Annotated in this window: 1 protein-coding gene; it reads right to left on the bottom strand. The window is 45.3% G+C overall.

What is annotated here, in order from left to right:
• Positions 1-2,789 (bottom strand): beta strand repeat-containing protein (locus EGI31_RS14470; protein WP_374760691.1); only part of this gene is annotated, 2,789 nt, incomplete at both ends.

The following is a 2,789-nucleotide window of genomic DNA, read 5'->3' on the forward strand; positions in this document are numbered from 1 at the left end:
ACGGTTATTGTATAAATTCCGGCCACTAGACCTGTTGCAGTAGCAGCTGTACCGCCGGAAGGAGCCCATGAATACGAATAATTCGGTGTTCCACCCGAAGCGGTTACCGTTGCTGTTCCAGTATTCGCTCCATTGCATAATACATTGGTTTGAGCTGATACAGATGCGACGAGTGCCGTTGGCTGTGTAATTGTTACCGTTGCTGTTTTCTGACAAGCGTTTGCATCTGTAACTGTCACCGTATATGTTCCAGCTGTTAGACCTGATGCTGTAGCTGCTGTACCGCCAGATGGTGCCCATGAATAGGTATAATTAGGATTTCCACCTGATGCAGTAACCGTTGCTGATCCAGTACTTGCTCCATTGCATATTACATTGGTTTGAGCAGAAATCGATGCGACGAGTGCTGCGGGTTGAGTAATGTTGACAGTTGCCGTTTTCTGACAAGCGTTGGCATCCGTCACTGTTACCGTATAAGTGCCAGCTGATAAGCCGGTTGCGGTAGCTGCAGTGCCTCCAGAAGGTGCCCATGAATAAATGTAAGTTGGACTTACATTTGTAGTTATTGTAGCGGTACCACCCAAAGGAGCTGTTGTATTACTGAATAAGGGATTTCCACCAGACACTGTAACAGTTGCTGATCCAGTACTTGCACCATTGCATAAAACATTCGTTTGAGTAGAAATCGAAGCAACTAGTGCCGTAGGCTGAGTAATGCTAACAGTTGCTGTTTTCTGACAACCGTTTGCATCTGTCACTGTTACGGTGTATGTTCCAGCTGCTAAACCCGATGCAGTGGCCGCAGTGCCACCTGATGGTGCCCACTCATAAGTGTATGAAGGATTTCCGCCTGATGGAGTTACAGTGGCAGAACCAGTACTTGCTCCATTGCATAAAACATCAGTTTGTGCAGAAATAGATGCTAACAATGACGTAGGCTGAGTAATGCTGACGGTTGCCGTTTTCTGGCAAGCGTTGGCATCCGTCACAGTTACGGTGTATGTTCCGGCTGCTAGACCCGAGGCAATGGCAGCTGTCCCACCTGAAGGAGCCCATGAATAGGTATAATTAGGATTTCCACCAGATGCCGATACTGTAGCTGATCCGGTACTTGCTCCATTACAAATTATATTCGTTTGAGCAGAAATAGATGCGACCAAGGCAGCAGGCTGAGTGATGTTGACCGTAGCTGTTTGCAGACAAGAGTTGGCATCCGTCACCGTAACGGTGTAAGTTCCGGCTGATAGGCCGGTTGCTGTTGCTGCAGTACCACCCGATGGAGCCCATGAATACGAGTAAGGACTGATACCGCTTGATGCTGTTACTGTTGCCGATCCGGTACTTGCTCCATTACACGCTATATTCGTTTGTGCTGAAATCGATGCGACCAGTGCTGCTGGCTGAGTGATGTTGACTGTTGCAGTTTTCTGACAAGCGTTCGCATCGGTCACTGTTACTGTGTAAGTTCCAGCTGCCAAACCCGTAGCTGTAGCGGTGGTAGCACCTGAAGGAGCCCATGAATAAGTATAAGAAGGCGTTCCTCCTGATGCCGTCACTGTTGCCGATCCGGTACTTGCTCCATTACACACTATATTCGTTTGTGCTGAAATCGATGCGACCAGTGCCGTTGGCTGAGTGATGATAACTGTTGATGATTTCTGACAACTGTTGGCATCCGTTACTGTTACCGTATAAGTGCCAGCTGCTAGACCCGTTGCCGTCGCCGCTGTTCCACCTGAAGGAGCCCACGAATAAGTGTAGGGAGCAGTACCGCTTGATGCTGTTACTGTTGCAGTTCCGTTATTTCCACCATTACAGCTCACATCCGTTTTGGAAAATAGACTTACTACAGGTGTTGAGACAATTGTTATTGCATTGGTGGCGACTCTACCGCTCACGCAGTTTGTTGATTCACAGGCTGCATAATAGGTAGTGGAAACAGTCGGAGAATTGGATAAATTTGTTCCTGTTCCGATATTTGAGCCACCTGTAGCAGTAGTGTACCAAGTGAGCGTTGTACCACTAGGGCAAGTACCCGATAGGGTTACACTTGTACCTGAACAAACAGTTGTGTTATTGACTGAAACAGAAGTAGGCTTTTTATTGTCAAAATCAAAAGGTACCACAAACGTACAAGTACCATCTGTTACTTGGGCATAAAGTGTTTGTGTACCAGTTGGGATAGTATTGTTTGCTGTAAACATATTTCCAACCGAAGTATAACTTCCTGCCGAGGTAGTTGCTCCTGCATCCGTGAAAATGCCACTTACTGAATAATTATTACTTCCACCCAAAGTAAAGATTGGACAAGAATTTGTAATTACTACTTTGTTATTTGTTATACCCGAAACAGCATTAGCTTTCAATACACCATTGTTTGTGAATGTGCCAGTGTTTGTAAAGCTATATGTATTTGGCATTTGAATTAAACCTGTATTGGTGGTTGTACCACCATTGGTGTAAGTACCACTCGCCATAAGTATTTTACCACAGGCATTGTTGTTAATTGTATTGCCAGTAGGGTTTTCAATACCAGTTCCCGAATTTATGTTTACTGTACCTGTATTGGTGAAGTTTGTAGTTCCCAAAAACTTAAAGGCCAAAACCGTACCGTCATAATTTATAGTTCCCGCATTACTGAAGTTTACAACATCTGTTGGTAAAGCCATCTCCACTCCGATGCCCCCCACTATGTTTATGATACCGTTTAGGCTATTGGTAATTGTTGCTGGTGTTGAAACAGAGCCAACACCGATTGCTTCATCGGTGCTATTAATTTTTATAGTACC

This window comes from Lacihabitans soyangensis (genome assembly GCF_024343775.1).
Lineage (GTDB): Bacteria > Bacteroidota > Bacteroidia > Cytophagales > Spirosomataceae > Leadbetterella > Leadbetterella soyangensis.